This window comes from Streptomyces sp. NPDC056628, assembly GCF_042792555.1.
Taxonomy (GTDB): domain Bacteria; phylum Actinomycetota; class Actinomycetes; order Streptomycetales; family Streptomycetaceae; genus Streptomyces.
Window position 1 is genome coordinate 26,215 of the sequence record NZ_JBHTWG010000024.1, and the last position, 16,447, is coordinate 42,661.

A 16,447-nucleotide genomic window follows, 5' to 3' on the forward strand; every position below is an offset into this window, starting at 1 on the left:
TGTGCGGTGCTGTGGGGAAACCGAACGCACCCTAGGTCGCGGACTTCGTAGAAGCAATGATGCTGTCGGTGTCTGTGCGTTCCTGAGGGGCGTGTGGGCCGACCTTGGCCGAATCCGGTTGCTCGAACTGGGTGCGGTACAGCTCGGCGTAACGGCCGCCCGCCGCCAACAGCTCCTCGTGGGTGCCGCGTTCGGCGATCCGGCCGTCCTCCACGACGAGGATGAGGTCCGCCGTGCGCACGGTGGACAGGCGGTGGGCGATGACGAGCGCGGTCCGCCCCTCCAGCGCCTCGGCGAGGGCCTCCTGGACGGCCGCCTCGGAGGTGTTGTCGAGGTGGGCGGTGGCCTCGTCGAGGACGACGACGCGCTGGCCCGCCAGCAGCAGCCGGGCGATCGTCATGCGCTGCCGCTCACCGCCGGACAGGCGGTAGCCGCGCTCGCCGACGACGGTGTCGAGGCCGTCGGGCAGGGAGCGGACGAGGGTGTCGAGGCGGGCACGGCGCAGCACGTCCCAGAGCGCGGTGTCGTCCGCGGTGGGGCGGGCCAGGAGCAGGTTGGCGCGGACGGTGTCGTGGAAGAGGTGGCCGTCCTGCGTGACCATGCCGAGCGTGGCGCGCAGGGAGGCGGCGCTCAGGTCGCGCACGTCGACCCCGCCGAGGCGTACCGCGCCCTCGTCGACGTCGTACAGGCGCGGGAGGAGCTGGGCGATGGTGGACTTGCCCGCGCCGGACGAGCCGACCAGGGCGACGGTCCGGCCCGGCTCGGCGCGGAAGGAGACGCCGTGCAGGACCTCGTCGCCGCCGCGGGTGTCGAGGGTCGCGACCTCCTCCAGGGAGGCGAGGGAGACCTTGTCGGCGGACGGGTAGCCGAAGCGCACGCTGTCGAACTCGACGGACACCGGGCCGTCGGGGACGTCCCGCGCCTGCGGCTTCTCCTCGATGAGCGGCCTCAGGTCGAGCACCTCGAAGACGCGCTCGAAGCTGACGAGGGCGCTCATGACCTCGACGCGGGCGCCAGCGAGCGCGGTGAGCGGCGCGTACATCCGGGTCAGCAGGAGCGCCAGCGAGACGACGGCGCCGGCCTCCAGGGTGCCGCGCAGCGCGAACCAGCCGCCGAGGCCGTAGACGAGGGCGAGGGCCAGGGCGGAGACCAGGGTGAGCGCGGTGATGAACACGGACTGGGCGGTGGCCGTGCGCACCCCGATCTCGGCGACACGGCGGGCGCGCGCGGCGAACTCCTCCGACTCCTGTTCCGGGCGCCCGAACAGCTTGACCAGGGTGGCGCCGGGCGCCGAGAAGCGCTCCGTCATCCGGGTTCCCATCGCCGCGTTGAGCGTGGCGGCCTCACGCTGCATCCGGGCCATGCGGTGGCCCATGCGGCGGGCCGGGGCCACGAAGACCGGGAGGAGGACGAGGGAGAGCAGGGTGATCTGCCAGGACAGGGTCAGCATGACGGCGAGGGTGAGGACCAGGGTGACGAGGTTGCTGACCACGCCGGACAGGGTGTTGCTGAACGCGCGCTGCGCGCCGATCACGTCGTTGTTGAGGCGGGAGACCAGCGCCCCGGTGCGGGTGCGGGTGAAGAAGGCGACCGGCATGCGCTGGACGTGGTCGAACACGGCCGTCCGCAGATCGAGGATGAGCCCCTCGCCCAGCCTGGCCGACAGGCGTCTGCCGAGGATCCCGAGAGCCGCCTCGGCGACCGCGATCAGGGCGATCAGCAGGGCGAGCCGGACGACGGCGTCCTCGTCGCCGCCGCGGACGATCGTGTCGACGACGTGCCCGGCGAGGACGGGGGTGGCGACCGCGAGCAGCGCGGACAGCACCCCCAGCACGACGAACAGGGCGATCCGGCGGCGGTGGGGGCGGGCGAAGGCGGCGATGCGGCGCAGCGTGTCGCGGCTGAAGGGGCGGCGTTCCCGTTCGGCGTTCATGACGCTGTGCAGCTGGGTCCAGGCGGTCGTTTCCATGCTCATGCGGGAAACCTAGGACCTCGACCAATGTTGAGGTCAAGGTCGACACGATCCGGGCAGGTGTGCGATCCCCGGTGGAAGGCGGAGCGACCGCTCAGTACCGTACGAGATCCGTCCAGGAACAGGGAAAGGACCTCGCCATGCCGGTCCGCGTCGAGCGTCAGGGACACGTCACCACCGTCGTCCTGTCCCGCCCGGAGGTGCGCAACGCCGTGGACGGGCCCACGGCCGCCGCGCTCGCCGCGGCCTTCCGGGAGTTCGAGGCGGACGACGAGGCGCGGGTGGCGGTGCTGTGGGGCGAGGGCGGCACGTTCTGCGCGGGCGCGGACCTCAAGGCGCTGGGCGCCGGACGGGGCAACCGGGTCGCCGAGGACGGCGACGGCCCGATGGGGCCGACACGGCTGCGGCTGTCGAAGCCGGTGATCGCCGCGGTCGCCGGGCACGCCGTGGCGGGCGGGCTGGAACTGGCCCTGTGGTGCGATCTGCGGGTCGCCGAGGAGGACGCGGTGTTCGGTGTGTTCTGCCGCCGCTGGGGCGTGCCGCTGATCGACGGCGGCACGGTGCGGCTGCCCCGGCTGATCGGTACGAGCCGCGCGATGGACCTGATCCTGACCGGGCGGCCGGTGCCGGCGGCGGAGGCGCACGCCATCGGACTGGCCAACCGGGTCGTGCCGGCGGGGCGTGCTCGCGCCGAGGCGGAGGAGCTGGCCGCCGCCCTGGCCCGGTTCCCGCAGGACTGCCTGCGGGCCGACCGGGCCTCGGTGCTCGATCAGGAGGGCCTCGGCGAGGCGGCCGCCATGCAGGGTGAACTCCGTTACGGCAAGGGTGTGTTGGCGCAAGGCATGGAGGGTGCGGCCCGCTTCGCCGCGGGCGCCGGACGGCACGGGTCGTTCACGGACCGCTGACGGGGCACGGGCGTCGGGCGCGCGCCCCGTCCGTGCCACCGGTGCGACGCCCACGCCTCGGCCGGGGGCCGTGCGGTGGCCGTCGGCCCTCGAAGGCGCCGGGCGTTCCGGGGAGAATGCCCGGAAGCGGCCGGTGCGGCCGCCGCCGGGCACGAACCGGTGTGCGCGATACGGCAGGATGAGCCCGCGCGCCGGAGACGGGGGCCGACATGGGCGGCGCGACGGCACATCGTGTAATCGAGCAGGGGACAACGTGACGAGATCTCATATCGCGCCGCCGGCGGCGGCGTTCGCCGCGACCTTCCACCCCGGAGGTGACCGGTGAAGCGCGAGCTCACGGTGGACGACCTGGTCATGGCCGGGATCGCGGTCGCGGCGGGCCTGCTGGCGGCCCTCGCGCTGCGGATCCTGCTGCGCTGGCTGCGCAAGCACGCCGACCGCACCCGCTGGAGCGGCGACGATCTGATCGTGGACGTGCTGCGGACCGTGGTGCCCTGGGCGGCGTTCCTCGGCGGCGCGGCCTCGGCGGGGGCGGCGCTGCCGCTCACCTCGACGGTGCAGCGGCACGTCAACCAGACGCTGACGGTGGTGCTCATCTTCGTGGTGACGCTGGCGGCGGCGCGCGGGATCGCCGGGGTGATGGGGTCGGTCACGCAGTCCCGCCCGGGGGTCGCCGGCTCCGCCACGATCTTCGTCAACATCACCCGGGTGCTGGTGCTGGCCATCGGGTTCCTGGTGGTGCTGCAGACGCTGGGCATCTCCATAGCGCCGATGCTGACCGCGCTGGGCGTCGGTGGTCTCGCGGTGGCGCTGGCGCTCCAGGACACGCTGGCGAACCTCTTCGCGGGCATCCACATCCTGGCCTCGAAGACGGTCCAGCGCGGCGACTACATCCGGCTCGCCAGCGGTGAGGAGGGCTACGTCGAGGACATCAACTGGCGTCAGACGACCGTGCGGGCGCTCTCCAACAACCTGATCGTCGTGCCCAACGGGGCGCTCGCGAAGACGAACATGACCAACTTCATGCGTCCCGGGCAGGAATTGACGATCCTGGTGCAGGTCGGCGTGGCCTACGACAGCGATCTCGACCTGGTCGAGCGGGTGACCGCGGAGGTCGTCGCCGAGGTGATGAAGGACGTCGAGGGGGCGCTGCCGGAGCACGAGCCGGTGATCCGCTTCCACACCTTCGGCGACTCCCGGATCGGCTTCACCGTGATCCTCGGCGTCGGCGAGTTCAGCGACCAGTACCGGATCAAGCACGAGTTCATCAAGCGGCTGCACCGTCGCTACCGCCGGGAGGGCATCCGCATCCCGGCGCCCACCCGCACGGTGGCGATCCAGCAGGGCGCGGTGACCATCCCGCAGCAGCGCGCCGCCGGGGAGGCGGACGAGATCGCTCCCGTCCGCCTCGACTGACGGCGGGGCCGCCCCTGAGGGGTGTCCCGCCCTACAGGGTGGCGGAGTTGTCGTGGCTCCGGGCGGTCGTACGGCGGCCCGGGGCGAGCGAGGCGCTCACCGGGGTGACCGTCCAGTCCGGGTGGCCGGGCATCCGCGGCGTCTTCGTCCCGTACAGCCACTCCCGCAGGAACCCGCCGAGGTCCCGGCCCGCGGCCTCGGAGGCGACGGCGATGTAGTCCTCCGTCGACGCCGAGGCGTTGCGGTAGCGGGCGAGGAAGGTGCGCTCCAGGGCGTTGAAGGTGTCCTCGCCGACGAGGTTGCGCAGCGCGTACAGCACCAGGACGCCGCCGAGGTAGCGCTGGCTGTCGAACAGGTTCGCGGCGTTCGGGGCCGCGACCGGCCCGGAGGTCCGGCGCCACTGGTCGCCCTGGGCGTAGGTGTTCTTCATCCGGGCCTCCATGGTGGAGAGCCCCAGGGAGTCCGTCCAGCCGCGCTCGTAGCGGTAGAGCAGGCCGTAGAAGTCGGCGTGGCCCTCGTTGATCCACAGGTCGGCCCAGGTGGCGGGGCTGACGCTGTTGCCGAAGTAGGAGTGGACCAGCTCGTGCATCATGTGCGAGCCGATCTTGGACTCCTCCTGGAGGAGGTAGTTCGGCTTGTAGAGGGTGAGGGTCTGCGTCTCCAGGCCGGTGAAGTCGAAGGCGTTCGGGGCGTCGGAGTTGCAGGGCAGCAGCCCGTATGTCTCGAACGGGTAGGCGCCGAGGCGCGCCTCCAGCCACTCCACCAGGCCCGGCGTCAGCGCGAGGGCCGGCTCCAGCGCGGCGGCGCGGGCGACGGGCACGACGTCGCGCAGCGGCAGCCCGTGCGGGCCCTGCCGCTCCTTGATCACGTAGTCGCCGACGGTGATCTGCACCAGTTCGGTGGCCATGGGCTCGCGCGAGCGGTAGGTGTACGCCGTACGGCCGCCGGACAGGGTCTCGGTGCGCACGAGCAGGCCGCTCGCGACGCCGCGCAGACCGGCGGGGACGGTGACGCGGAAGGTGAAGTCGGCCTTGTCGGAGGGGTGGTCGTTGCAGGGGAAGACGGTGTGGGCCAGGTTCGGCTGGCAGCAGACGGCGAACCCGTCCAGCGTGTCGACCCAGCCGGTGAGCGGCTGCGGAATCCGGCGCGGGTCCGCCGAGTACTCGACGCACACGGTCACCGAGGACTTGTCCGGCAGCGTCTGCGCGGGCGTGATGCGCAGCTTCTCGTCCACCTGCTCGAAGGTCGCCGTGCGGCCGCCGACGCGGACGGAGCGGATGTCCAGGCCGAGGGAGTCCAGGGCGAAGCGGGACAGCGCCTGCGTGGTGCGGATCCGCAGGGTCGCCTTCGCGTCGACCAGGCGGGTCGCGGGGTCGTAGGAGAAGTCGAGGTCGTACGCGCCGACGCGGTAGCCGTCGTTGCCCAGGGCCGGGTAGACGGGGTCGCCGAGGGTCTCCGGTCCCGGGGTGCCGGACTTCCTCGTGGCCGCCGGCTCCCCCGCCGGCGGTGCGGCCTGGGCCGAGGGTCCGGTGGCCAGGGCCGCCGCGGTGCCGATGAGGGCGGCCGCCGGGGCCGTCACTCGGGTGCGATATCTCATGGTCCGCCTTCGCTGGGGCGGCCGGGTGGTCAGGACCGGCCGCCGGTCGGTGATCTCCCTACATGACTGCCGAACCACGCGATCAGGTTGCACGGAGCCTGTCCGTCCGTTTGCGTGGATCCGGACGGGACCGGTCCGGCCCCGCACGGCATCCGACGTCCGGAGCCGGACCCCTGTCGAGGACGGGTCGGTCACGAGATATCTTGATGTCGAGCAATGTTGCAGACGTGGAGCGGAGCACCCGGTGACTGACTCGACCATCATCTATACGCACACTGACGAGGCCCCGGCCCTGGCGACGTATTCCTTCCTCCCGGTGGTCCAGGCGTACGCCTCGCAGGCGGGCGTCCCCGTGGAGACGCGGGACATCTCGCTGGCCGGCCGCATCATCGCGGTGTTCCCGGAGTACCTGACCGAGGACCAGCGCATCCCGGACGCCCTCGCCGAGCTCGGTGAGCTCGCCAAGACGCCCGCGGCCAACATCATCAAGCTGCCGAACATCTCGGCGTCGATCCCGCAGCTCAAGGCCGCCGTCGCCGAGCTCCAGGGCCAGGGCTACGCGCTCCCGAACTACCCGGACGACCCCAAGACCGACGAGGAGCGGGACATCCAGGCCCGCTACGACAAGATCAAGGGCTCCGCGGTGAACCCGGTGCTGCGCGAGGGCAACTCCGACCGCCGCGCCCCCGCCTCGGTCAAGAACTACGCCAAGACCCACCCGCACCGCATGGGCGCCTGGACCCCCGAGTCCAAGACCAACGTGGCGACCATGGGCCAGAACGACTTCCGCTCCACGGAGAAGTCCGTCGTGATCTCCGAGGCCGGCTCGCTGCGCATCGAGCACGTCGCCGAGGACGGCACCACGACCGTCCTGCGCGAGTCGGTGCCCGTCCTGGAGGACGAGGTCGTCGACGCGTCCGTGCTGCACGTGGCCGCGCTGCGCGAGTTCCTCACCGCGCGGATCGCCGAGGCCAAGGCGCAGGGCGTGCTGTTCTCCGTGCACCTGAAGGCCACGATGATGAAGGTCTCCGACCCGATCATCTTCGGTCACGTGGTGCGCGCCTTCTTCCCGACGACCTTCGAGCGCTTCGGCGCCGACCTCGCCGCCGCCGGCCTGTCCCCGAACGACGGTCTGGGCGGCATCTACAAGGGCCTGGAGTCGCTGGCCAACGGTGCCGAGATCAAGGCGTCCTTCGACGCCGAGCTGGCCGAGGGCCCGGCCCTGGCGATGGTCGACTCCGACAAGGGCATCACCAACCTGCACGTGCCGTCCGACGTCATCGTCGACGCCTCCATGCCGGCCATGATCCGCACCTCCGGCCACATGTGGGGTCCGGACGGCCAGGAGGCCGACACCCTCGCGGTGCTGCCGGACTCGTCGTACGCCGGTGTCTACCAGGCCGTGATCGACGACTGCCGCGCCAACGGCGCCTACGACCCGTCGACCATGGGCTCCGTCCCGAACGTCGGCCTCATGGCGCAGAAGGCCGAGGAGTACGGCTCCCACGACAAGACCTTCGAGGTCAAGGCCGCCGGCACGGTCCGCCTGGTCGACGCGAACGGCGACGTGCTGATCGAGCAGCAGGTCGCCGCGGGCGACATCTTCCGCGCCTGCCAGACCAAGGACGCGCCGATCAGGGACTGGGTGAAGCTGGCCGTCACCCGCGCCCGCGCCACCGGCGACCCGGCCGTCTTCTGGCTGGACGAGACCCGCGCGCACGACGCCAACCTGATCGCCAAGGTCCAGCAGTACCTGCCGGAGCACGACACCGAAGGCCTGGACATCCGGATCCTCAGCCCGGTCGAGGCGACCAAGCTGTCGGTGGAGCGCATCCGCCGCGGCGAGAACACCATCTCCGTCACCGGCAACGTGCTGCGCGACTACCTGACCGACCTCTTCCCCATCCTGGAGCTGGGCACCAGCGCCAAGATGCTGTCGGTCGTCCCGCTGATGGCGGGCGGCGGCCTGTTCGAGACGGGCGCCGGCGGCTCCGCGCCCAAGCACGTCCAGCAGCTCGTCAAGGAGAACTACCTGCGCTGGGACTCCCTCGGTGAGTTCTTCGCGCTGGTGCCGTCCCTGGAGCAGTACGCGACGGCGACGAGCAACGGCAAGGCGAAGGTCCTCGCCGACACCCTCGACCGCGCCACGGCGACCTTCCTCAACGAGGACAAGTCCCCGACCCGTCGCGTCGGCGGCATCGACAACCGCGGCAGCCACTTCTACCTGTCCCTGTACTGGGCGCAGGAGCTGGCGGCCCAGACCGACGACGCCGACCTCGCCAAGGCGTTCGCCCCGCTCGCCGAGACCCTCGCGGCGAACGAGCAGAAGATCGTCGAGGAGCTGAACACCGTCCAGGGCGAGCCGGTCGACATCGGCGGCTACTACCAGCCCGACCCGGCCAAGGCCGCCGCGGTCATGCGCCCGTCCGCCACGTGGAACGAGGCGCTGGCGTCCCTGAGCTGACGCCCCCGTCGCACGATTCCGCCCCGGCCGGTCCCCGGCCGGGGCGGAGCCGTGTCCGGGCCCCGGTGGCCGGCCGGCGGAGGGTGCGGCGGCGGCCGTTGTCAGTGGCGTGTGACACCTTGATCGCCGTACACCACCGACAGCACCTTCGGAGCAGCGCATGAGCGTCGTGCCACCCTCGTTCGACCACCTTCCCGGCGACCCCGAGTCCCCGGTGATCCTTCACGTGCCGCACTCGTCGCGGGAGATACCGGCCGGCGTGCGGTCCGGGATCGTCCTGGACGACGCCGCGCTGGAGCGGGAGCTGGACCACATCACCGACGCGCACACCGCCTCGATCGCCGAGGAGGCGGCCCGGGCGGCCGGCGTCACCCCGTGGCGGTTCGTGAACCGGCTGTCCCGGCTCGTCGTCGACCCCGAGCGGTTCCCCGACGACCGGGAGGAGATGCTGGCCGTCGGGATGGGGGCCGTGTACACGCGGACCACGCACCGGGAGCCGCTGCGGCCCGACGGCACCGACCCCGAGCCGCTCGTCGAGCGCTACTTCCGGCCCTACGCGCAGGCCATGACGGAGGCCGTCGCCGGCCGGCTCGCCGCCACCGGGCGGGCCGTGGTCATCGACGTGCACTCGTACCCGGCCGACCCGCTGCCCTACGAACTGCACGGCGACGGCCCCCGGCCGCCGGTGTGCCTGGGCACCGACTCCTTCCACACGCCGCCCGGACTGCTCGCCGCCGCGCGGGAGGCGTTCGCGCCGTGCGGGGAGACCGGCCTGGACAGCCCGTTCGCGGGGACGTACGTGCCGCTGGACTTCTACGGCGCGGACCCGCGCGTGTCCGCCCTGATGGTCGAGATCCGCCGGGACACGTACATGACGGAGCCGGGCGGTCCGGCCGGTCCCGGACTCACCCGGCTCGCGGGCGCGCTGGCCGCGCTGGTGGACGCCGTCAGCCGCTGAGCCGCCGGCTCAGGCCCGCGTCCACTCCGTGACGACGACCTCCGCGCCGGTCCGCAGCCGCAGGGCGAACGGGCCGGTGAGCGGGGCGTCGCTGGAGAAGCGGCCCATGGCGTCGGCGTCTACCGGTACGGCCGCCTGCGGCCCGCCCAGCACCTCGATACGGGCCGGCTGCGGCGGCAGCACCTGCCCCATCAGGCCCTGCGCCGTCACCTCCACGTCGACGGTCACCTCGCCGGCCCGGAAGGTCAGCATCCGCGGGACGTCCGCGGCTCCCCTCACCGGGATGGCGTCGACCACCGAGTCGAACGTCAGCTCGGCGATCCGGGCGTCCAGATCACGCAGCGCGAAGGCCGCGACGGCGATCTCCCGCAGCTGCGCCGGCACGGGGTCCAGGATGGCGGCCGCCTGGCGCAGCTCCGCCTCCAGCGGCCCCCCGTCGAACCCGTCGTCCTCGAAGGGCTCCCGGCCCTCCGGAGTCTCGTCGTGCAGGTCGTCGGTCACAGCGCCCCCCGTGCGTCGAGTCGGGCCCGCAGCCGGCGCAGACAGCGCTGGCGCAGCGGGCCGATGCTGCCGACGGCGATGCCCAGCGCGGCCGACACCTCCTGGTAGCTCGGCGGCGGCGACGCCATCAGGACGCGCAGCAACTGGCGGCAGCGCTCCCCCAGTTCCTCGAACTCCTGCCACATCCAGCGGATCCGTTCGCTCTCGGCGGCCGCCTCCTCCGAGTCGAGGACCGACTGCTCGGGCGTGCGCTCCTCGCTGACCCGGTCGAGCAGCTGCGGATCGCTCGTCACGGTCAGCCGCCGTAAGCTCTTGAGGACCTTCAGGCTCTCGTGCCGCGCGGTGCTGGCGAGCCAGGACCCGACCTTCTCCGGTTCCCGGATCCGCCCCAGGTTCTGGGCGAAGCGGAACCACACGGTCTGGTACACCTCGTGGGCGTCGGCGTCCCCCAGCCGGTGTGCGCGCACCACCGACCACACCAGTGGACTCAGCCCTTCCACGAGCGCCTTCCAGGCCGCCGCGTCGCCGTCCACGGCGGACCGGACCAACGCGCCGACGTCTGCACGGTCCACAACCCCACCCCTCGTGTACGACACGTCATCGTACGCCGCGGAGGGGGCCGTTCCGACCGTCATGACCGGGCGGCCGGAAGGCCGACGGGCACGGGGCGCCAGGTCGTGGGGCGCAGGGCCGGCACATGCGCCCCGCGCACCTCCGCGAAGCCGGACGACGCCGCGAGCATCTTGTACCGGGCGACGCGCGGGTCGTTCTCCTGCTGCGCGGACATGTGCGCGGAGATCATCCCGGCGACGAGTGGGGTGGCGAACGAGGTGCCGCTCCAGTGCGCGTGGCCGTCGAACGTCACCTGGTCCGGCTTGGCGCCGGGGTCCTGCTCGCTGAGCACGCCGGTGTGGCGCGGCGACTGGCAGGTGCAGGAGTAGCCGAAGCCGTACCGGCAGGCGTCGTAGGTGGAGTGCTGGAAGACGTAGGGCACGGGCCGGTCGAAGCCGGTGAGGACGCTGGTGAGCCGCTCGCCGGGCGCGTACACCTTCACCCAGGCCCCGTGGTTGCTGAAGCAGGCGCCGAACTCGCCGTCGGCGCGCAGCGCCCCGACCGACAGCACCGCGTCCTGGTAGTCGGGCAGGTCGGCGTAGGCGGCGGGCCAGAAGGGCGTGGCGCTGCCGTTGTTGCCGGCGGCGGCGACGAGCAGGGTGCGCTGCCCGCGCAGTTCGCGCATGAACGCCTCGACGCCGAGCAGTCCGTCGGTGCGGCCGTTGGACGTGCCCGCGGAGAGGCTGAGGATGTCGGGCCAGCCGTCCCGGTCGACGGCCTCGAACAGCTTCTCGCCGAACTCGGACTCCAGGATGGCGCCGGCGTCGTTGAGGGTGTTGCGCACGGTGATGGAGGTGTTGGGCGCCACGGCGGCGACGAGCCCGGCGATGAACGTGCCGTGTCCGACGTACTGCTGGAGGACGCCGTCGTCGTCGCACTCCTGCAGCTGGAGGTCGCCGTCGGTGTGGGCGAGCAGCGGGGAGGACCGGAAGTCGTTCATGAGCCCGGTGTCGACGACCAGCACGCCGACGGCACTGTCCGCGTCCCAACTGCCCTCGGCGGGAGCCGGGTTGAGCCCTTCGCCCTGGCCGACGGGAACGGGTTCGTCGCCCGGGCAGGAGTTGACGGCGATCGACACCAGGTGGTTGCGGCTGACGAGCCGGCGTCCGGCGCGGCCCTCCACCTCCCGCAGGGCGCGCAGAGCGTGCGCCACGGGCCGGTCGCCGCTGCGGTCGCCCTCCCCGGGGTCGCCGACCTGGATGCGGGTGATGCCGGAGCGGTTGGCACGGGGACTCGCGCGGCGCACGTGGTCCTGCACCAGGTCGGGCTGGGCGGTGAAGTGGGCGCGGACGGTGTCCTCGACGAGGGCGGCGTCCTCGCCGTCCCGGACCAGCACATGGCCCTTCTCGTAGATGAACTCGGCCGAGTCGTCCGGTCCCATCGCGAGGGGGACGTCGGGCATGGAGCGCTGGATCTGCTCGAACTGCTCGTGGAATCGCTGTGGTGCCATGGGTGTCCTCCCGATGGGGCGACGGTCGTCAGTCAGAGCCGTGGTGCGGCTGATTGATACAGCGACAAACCGTGTGGCACGGTTCCGGGGCAACTACCATCCGTGGAGTGACAGCGGGAAGCGACTCGGTTCTCGAACTGCTGCCGATGGTGTTCGCCGCCCCGAACGACGCGCTGGCGAGGGCGGAGGGCGTGCTCGACGCCGATCCGTCGCCGTTGCACGCCTCCGTGGCCCATCAGGTGATCGGCATCTGGCAGCGCGACTGGGGCGACATGCGGATCGCCCTGCACCACCTGCGGCGTGCCCGGGACCTCGCGGCCCGCGCGGAGTCGGCCGAGCGGGAGGCCGACGTCCTGGCTGCGCTCGGGGTCGCGTTGGTGCACGCGGGGCGCACTCAGCAGGGGCTGGCCGCGCTGGAGCGCGGGGTGGAGCGCGTCAGCGGGCATCCGCGCGCCCGCGTGCTGTTCCGGCGTGCCTACGCCCGCTGGGTCCTGGGGCACCACCGGGAGGCGCTGGAGGACGTCCGCCGGGCGATCCCGGTGCTGCGGCAGGCCGACGACGTGATCTGGACGGCGCGGGCCCTGACGCTGCGGGCCACCGTGCACCTGGCGCTCGGCGCGGTGGACCGGGCGGACGCCGACTTCACGGCGGCCGAGGCGCTGTGGGACACCACCGGCCAGGAGCACGACAAGGCGGACGCGGTGGAGAGCCGCGGGCTCGCGGCGTTCCGGTCGGGCGACATACCGGCGGCGCTGCGGCTGCTCGACGAGGCCGAGGAGCGCTACGCCAAGCTCGGCACCCCGACGTTCATGCTCAGCGTCCGGCGCTGCGAGGTGCTGATGGCCGCCGGTCTGGCACCGGAGGCGCTCGCCGAGGCGGACGCGGCGATCGCCGTCCTCGACGGCATCGGCGGCCAGTCCACCCGCAAGGCCGAACTGCTGCTGGCGGCCGCGACGGCGGCCCGGCTCGCGGGCGACCCCCACACCGCGATCGCGCGCGCCGACATGGCCGTACGGCTGTTCACGGGGCAGCGGCGGCCCTGGTGGGAGGCGCACGCCCGGCTGGTGCTGATCGAGGCGCGGGTGGCCGCCGGGCGCAGTTCGGGCCGGCTGGTCGCCGACACGGCCGCGGTCGCCGAGCGGCTGGCCTCCTTCGGCGCGCCCGCCGCACCGGAGGCGTCGCTGCTCGCGGGCCGGATCGCGCTCGGGCTGGGCTGGCGGGCCGACGCCGAACGGCATCTGGCGCTCGCCGCCCGCAGCCGGCGCAGCGGGCCGCCGCTGGCCCGGATGACGGGCTGGGCGGCGCAGGCGCTGCGGGCCCGGGCGGCGGGGTCGGGACGCGGGGTGCTGGAGGCGTGCCGGCGGGGGCTGGACGTGCTGGACGCGCACCGGATGACGCTGGGCGCGTCGGAGCTGCGGGCGCGGGCGAGCGCGCAGGGCGCGGAGCTCGCGGCGCTGGCGCAGCGGGCGAGCCTGGACGCCGGGGGGCCGCGCCGGCTGCTGGTGTGGAGCGAGCGCTGGCGGGCCACGGCGCTGTCGGCCCCGCCGACCCGGCCGCCCGCCGACCCGCAGCTGCAGAGCGACCTGACGGCGTTCCGGGAGATCGCCGCGCGCGCCGAGGCCGCCCGGATGGAGGCCCGTCCGGTCCCGGCGCTGGAACGCGAACAGCGGCGCCTGGAACGGGAGATCCGCGCCCGGACGCTGCACATGCGGGGCGACGCCCCGGGCGACGGCCACCGCTTCGACCCGGAGCGGCTGCTGGACCGGCTCGGGGACGACGTACGGCTGGTCGAACTCGCCGTCCTGGACGGGCGGGTCCAGGTGCTGCTGTGCGGGCAGGGGCGGGTGCGCCGGTTCGAGGCCGGGCTGCTGGCGGAGGCGGAGGTGGAGGCCGAGCACGTCCAGGCCGGGCTGCGCCGGCTCGCGCATCCCGGGGCGGAGGCACGGCTGCCGGTGGTGGAGGCCGCCGGACGGCGGCTGGAGGAGCTGCTGCTGGGGCCCGCCGCGGCCCAGCTCGGCGACGGCCCCGTGGTGGTCGTGCCGCCGGCCCGGCTGCACCGGGTGCCGTGGGCGCTGCTGCCGTCGCTGCGGGAGCGGGTGGTGAGCGTGTCGCCGTCGGCGACCAGCTGGCTGCGGGCCCGGGAGACCGAGCCGCCGCCGCGGGGCCGGCATGTGCTCGTGCGCGGGCCGGGGCTGGCGACGGGCGGCGCCGAGGTGCCGCACCTGGCCGTCCGGTACGGCGGCGCCGTCGTCCTCGAACACGCCGACGCGCGGGTGCCGCGGGTGCTGGAGGAGCTGGACGGCGCCGAGTTGGCCCATATCGCGGCGCACGGCGCGTTCCGGGCCGACAGCCCGCTGTTCTCGTCGCTGCGGATGGCGGACGGCCCGATCGTCGTGCACGACTTCGAACGGCTGGACCGCAGTCCGTACCGGATCATCCTGTCCTGCTGCGACACCGCCCGCTTCGCGTCGGTCGGCGCCGACGAACTGCTGGGCCTGGTCACCGCGTTGCTGCCGCTGGGCACGGCGGGCGTGGTGGCGTGCAGCGCACCCGTGAACGACGCCGCGGTGGTGCCGCTGATGCTGGCGCTCCACAAGGGCCTGGACGCCGGGCTGTCCCTGGCGGAGGCGCTGCGCGACGCGCGGGCGGCCCTGCCGGACGACGCGCTGCACCGGGCGACGGGCTGGGCGTTCACGGCGTTCGGGGCGGCCTGACGGGAGGGCGCCGGGCTCGGGCTCCTCAGGCCGGGCGTGCTCCCTGGGGTGCCAGCAGCCACGGCAGGGCCCCCCGGTCGCTCGCGCCGAGCCGTGCGTAGGCGCTGTACAGGTGGTTGCCGACGGTCCGGACGGACAGGGTGAGCTTCTCGGCGATCTCCCGGTTGCTGAGGCCGACGGCCGCCAGGTCGACGATCTGCCGTTGCCGGGCGGTGAGTTCACCGAGGGCCAGACCGGACAGCGCGGGGGTCCGTGCGCCCTGGCAGCGCCGGGCGAGCGCGACCGCGCGGGTGCGGGCTGTGCGGGCGGCGCTCGGGTCGCGGTGCGCCCGGGCCGCCTGCGCGTGCGCCTCCGCCGCGAACAGCAGGAAGCCGCGTCCCTGAAGCTGTTCGGCCACCCGGTCCAGGGCGTCGCCGTCGCCGCGCGCCAGGGCGTCGGCGTGCGCGGCGAAGACCCCGGTGAGGCGGCCGGCGGCACGCCCGGGGTCACCGAGGCGGACGGCGTCGTACGCGTCGTCCCCGACAGCGGCTCCGGGTGCGCCGGCTTCCGTCGGCCGGGTGACCGCCCCACCCCCGTGAGGGCGGCCACCCGGGATCGTGGGCACGGCCGGGGCATCGCCCGACTGTGCTGTGGCCAGGGCCAGTTCACGGCGGCAGGCGGCGTCGCCGGTGCCGTCGCGCAGTCCTTCCCTGGCCCAGGCCGCCGCCTCCCGCAGCTCACCGCGCAGGCGTGCGTAGCGGGCGCGTACGGCCGCGTACCCGGCCGGCAGCGGTGCGCCCTGCGCGACCAGCCACTCCCCCACCGGTGCGGCCACGGTCCGGACGTCCGCCCGCTGGATACGGCCGAGGAGCGCGGCCCGCTCGGCCTCCAGGGCGGGACCGCAGCGGCCCGGGGCACGGGACAGGCGCCGCGCCCGCAGCCTGCCCGCCGTCGCCCGCAGGACCGGGCCGTGCAGCGGGTGCGCGAGCCGGACGGCGCCCCGGTCGTCGACGCGGACCAGCCCGTCGGCCTCCAGCCGCTCCAGCGCGCGCAGATCGAGCGCGTCCCGCTCCGGGTCGACGGGCAGGGGCTCGGCGAAGGCGAGGCGTTGCAGCGTCTCGCGCTCCGCGGGGTAGCGGTCCAGGACCCGGGCGGTGCGTTCGCGTACGGTCGCGGTGACCGGCAGCGGCCCGCGCCACGCACGGGTGTCCGTGCCGTCGACCCGGCTGAGCAGACCGCGCTCGCGCACCGCGTCGACCAGGTCGCGCAGCAGTCGCAGATCCCCCTGGCACAGGTGGTGCAGCCGGTTCACGGTGAGCGGCTCCAGGTCGGCGCCGCCGGGCGCGCCCGCCAGCAGCCGCGCGGTGTCCTCCCGGGACAGCCGCTCCACGGTGAGGCGGGGCAGGAGGTCACCGGTCCAGAGGCGGGAGACGGCGGCCGGCGCGGGTGCGCCGTCGGTGGTGACGGCGACGAGACGGACGCGTCCGTGGACGGCCAGTTGGTGGACGAGGGCGGCGGAGGCGTCGTCGAGCAGATGCGCGTCGTCGACCACCAGCAGCCGTACGTCGGACAGGTGCCGGAAGGCGCCGTGCAGGGAGGACGCCTCGGGGACGAGGTGCGCGAACGCGGCGAAGCGGAGGTGCCGGGTCTCGGGGGTGCCGGCCACGCGGGCGCACCCGGTCCCGCGGGTGGCCTCGGCGACGAGCCGGGACTTGCCGCAGCCGACCGGTCCGGTGACGACGGCGCCGTCCCGGCCGGCGGCCAAGGAGGCGCGCACGACGTCGAGTTCGCTCTCCCGGCCGGTGAACGGCCAGGGCGGATCCAGGGTCCTCACCGCGCGTTCGTAGCTCGTCACGGCATTAGGAGCACGATGACTCAG

Annotated in this window: 11 protein-coding genes; 5 read left to right on the forward strand and 6 right to left on the reverse strand. The window is 73.8% G+C overall.

Translation table 11 applies throughout. The features are described 5' to 3' along the window. Positions 1–31: 31 nt before the first annotated feature. Positions 32–1,969, reverse strand: a complete 1,938-nt coding sequence (locus ACFRAC_RS25060) for an ABC transporter ATP-binding protein (RefSeq protein ID WP_382928378.1) — start codon at positions 1,967–1,969, stop codon at positions 32–34. A gap of 143 nt (positions 1,970–2,112) precedes the next feature. Here ACFRAC_RS25060 and ACFRAC_RS25065 point away from each other — a divergent pair, with 143 nt between their 5' ends. Together ACFRAC_RS25065 and ACFRAC_RS25070 are read left to right on the forward strand one after the other, a co-directional pair. Then, the gene (locus ACFRAC_RS25065; protein ID WP_382927735.1) at positions 2,113–2,877 is read left to right on the forward strand and encodes a crotonase/enoyl-CoA hydratase family protein; all 765 of its coding nucleotides are present in this window, start codon (positions 2,113–2,115) and stop codon (positions 2,875–2,877) included. A 321-nt stretch (positions 2,878–3,198) separates the two neighbouring features. Continuing rightward, positions 3,199–4,293 carry a mechanosensitive ion channel family protein gene (locus tag ACFRAC_RS25070; RefSeq protein WP_382927738.1) on the forward strand — a complete coding sequence of 365 codons (1,095 nt, stop codon included), beginning with the start codon at positions 3,199–3,201 and terminating at the stop codon, positions 4,291–4,293. A 31-nt stretch (positions 4,294–4,324) separates the two neighbouring features. On the opposite strand, the gene ACFRAC_RS25075 is transcribed toward ACFRAC_RS25070, so the two are convergent. Further along, entirely contained in the window at positions 4,325–5,890 is a 1,566-nt protein-coding gene (locus tag ACFRAC_RS25075) for a M1 family metallopeptidase (protein ID WP_382927741.1), read from the reverse strand. A 244-nt stretch (positions 5,891–6,134) separates the two neighbouring features. Between ACFRAC_RS25075 and ACFRAC_RS25080 the strand changes: the two genes are divergently transcribed. Together ACFRAC_RS25080 and ACFRAC_RS25085 are read left to right on the forward strand one after the other, a co-directional pair. After that, on the forward strand, positions 6,135–8,354 hold the full coding sequence (locus tag ACFRAC_RS25080) for an NADP-dependent isocitrate dehydrogenase (protein WP_382927746.1): 2,220 nt from the start codon (positions 6,135–6,137) through the stop codon (positions 8,352–8,354). Positions 8,355–8,514: 160 nt separating this feature from the next. Then, complete coding sequence (locus ACFRAC_RS25085; RefSeq protein WP_382927750.1) at positions 8,515–9,312, forward strand: N-formylglutamate amidohydrolase; 798 nt, start codon at positions 8,515–8,517, stop codon at positions 9,310–9,312. A 9-nt stretch (positions 9,313–9,321) separates the two neighbouring features. Here ACFRAC_RS25085 and ACFRAC_RS25090 read toward each other — a convergent pair whose 3' ends face one another. The 3 genes from ACFRAC_RS25090 to ACFRAC_RS25100 are packed head-to-tail and all read right to left on the reverse strand — an operon-like array spanning position 9,322 to position 11,875. Next, the gene (locus tag ACFRAC_RS25090) at positions 9,322–9,813 is read right to left on the reverse strand and encodes a hypothetical protein (protein WP_382927755.1); all 492 of its coding nucleotides are present in this window, start codon (positions 9,811–9,813) and stop codon (positions 9,322–9,324) included. Further along, positions 9,810–10,385, reverse strand: coding sequence for an RNA polymerase sigma factor (locus tag ACFRAC_RS25095; protein ID WP_382927763.1), 576 nt, complete (start codon positions 10,383–10,385; stop codon positions 9,810–9,812). The genes ACFRAC_RS25090 and ACFRAC_RS25095 overlap by 4 nt, the downstream gene beginning before the upstream one ends. A 59-nt stretch (positions 10,386–10,444) precedes the next feature. Continuing rightward, positions 10,445–11,875, reverse strand: a complete 1,431-nt coding sequence (locus tag ACFRAC_RS25100; protein WP_382927773.1) for a S8/S53 family peptidase — start codon at positions 11,873–11,875, stop codon at positions 10,445–10,447. 146 nt (positions 11,876–12,021) lie between these two features. On the opposite strand from ACFRAC_RS25100, the gene ACFRAC_RS25105 reads away from it, so the two are divergent. Next, the gene (locus tag ACFRAC_RS25105; protein WP_382928392.1) at positions 12,022–14,589 is read left to right on the forward strand and encodes a CHAT domain-containing protein; all 2,568 of its coding nucleotides are present in this window, start codon (positions 12,022–12,024) and stop codon (positions 14,587–14,589) included. Between the two features lie 25 nt (positions 14,590–14,614). Here the strand turns inward: ACFRAC_RS25105 and ACFRAC_RS25110 are convergent, their stop codons facing one another. Then, positions 14,615–16,423 (reverse strand): LuxR C-terminal-related transcriptional regulator, encoded by a 1,809-nt coding sequence (locus ACFRAC_RS25110; RefSeq protein WP_382927777.1) that lies wholly within the window; start codon positions 16,421–16,423, stop codon positions 14,615–14,617. Positions 16,424–16,447: the final 24 nt, after the last annotated feature.

Excerpts from the sequence above, each read along its gene's own strand:
- ACFRAC_RS25060 (WP_382928378.1), bottom strand. The coding sequence starts at position 1,969 with ATGGAAACGACCGCCTGGACCCAGCTGCACAGCGTCATGAACGCCGAA.
- ACFRAC_RS25100 (WP_382927773.1), bottom strand. The coding sequence starts at position 11,875 with ATGGCACCACAGCGATTCCACGAGCAGTTCGAGCAGATCCAGCGCTCC.
- ACFRAC_RS25075 (WP_382927741.1), bottom strand. The coding sequence starts at position 5,890 with ATGAGATATCGCACCCGAGTGACGGCCCCGGCGGCCGCCCTCATCGGC.
- ACFRAC_RS25085 (WP_382927750.1), top strand. The coding sequence starts at position 8,515 with ATGAGCGTCGTGCCACCCTCGTTCGACCACCTTCCCGGCGACCCCGAG.
- ACFRAC_RS25065 (WP_382927735.1), top strand. The coding sequence starts at position 2,113 with ATGCCGGTCCGCGTCGAGCGTCAGGGACACGTCACCACCGTCGTCCTG.
- ACFRAC_RS25105 (WP_382928392.1), top strand. The coding sequence starts at position 12,022 with ATGGTGTTCGCCGCCCCGAACGACGCGCTGGCGAGGGCGGAGGGCGTG.